Origin of the sequence: Rhizobium sp. PRIMUS64, assembly GCF_023006465.1 — a bacterium.
In the GTDB taxonomy this organism is placed as follows: domain Bacteria; phylum Pseudomonadota; class Alphaproteobacteria; order Rhizobiales; family Rhizobiaceae; genus Rhizobium; species Rhizobium leguminosarum.
The window spans coordinates 1-465 of the sequence record NZ_JALBGX010000342.1 but is presented as its reverse complement, the minus strand read 5'-3'; the positions used below and the strand labels follow the sequence as shown (position 1 = coordinate 465).

Here is a 465-nt window from a genome sequence, read left to right as displayed (position 1 = left end):
CATTCTCCATCCCTTGATCGGCACTGGCGCCGGCAACAATCTTCGAACGATCCCGGCGCTCGGCGAGATGCTGCTCGTCGGCAAAGCGCTTCACGGCCTCGAACAGCCGGGGCAGCTTCTCGCCTCTGATACTGGCGAGGTCTTCCGGCATACGCTCGACCATGTTGCGTTCGCCAACCGCATCGGCCTTCGAGGTAAACGCGCTCCAGCCGATGCGAGCGGTCAGCGCCTCGCTGACCGCCTTGACCTCCTGGACGATCGAGCGATCTTCGGTGGCAAGCGCAAAGGCGGCCTTGTAGGCGTCGTCACCACCTTGCCTGCGCACCGCCTCGATCTCGGTAAGACGTGCCATCGCCTTTTCGGAGAGCGCCGGGATCGGCAATGCCATATGGGCGCGGCGCTGTTGCTCGTGGCTTTCGAAGCGTTCGGCATTCCGGCGGAACTGGGTGGCATGGGCGCGGACGA

At 64.3% G+C, this 465-nt stretch carries 1 pseudogene; it reads right to left on the bottom strand.

What is annotated here, in order from left to right:
- Positions 1-465, bottom strand: a pseudogene (locus tag MOV76_RS39480) (Ti-type conjugative transfer relaxase TraA); the annotation flags it as partial.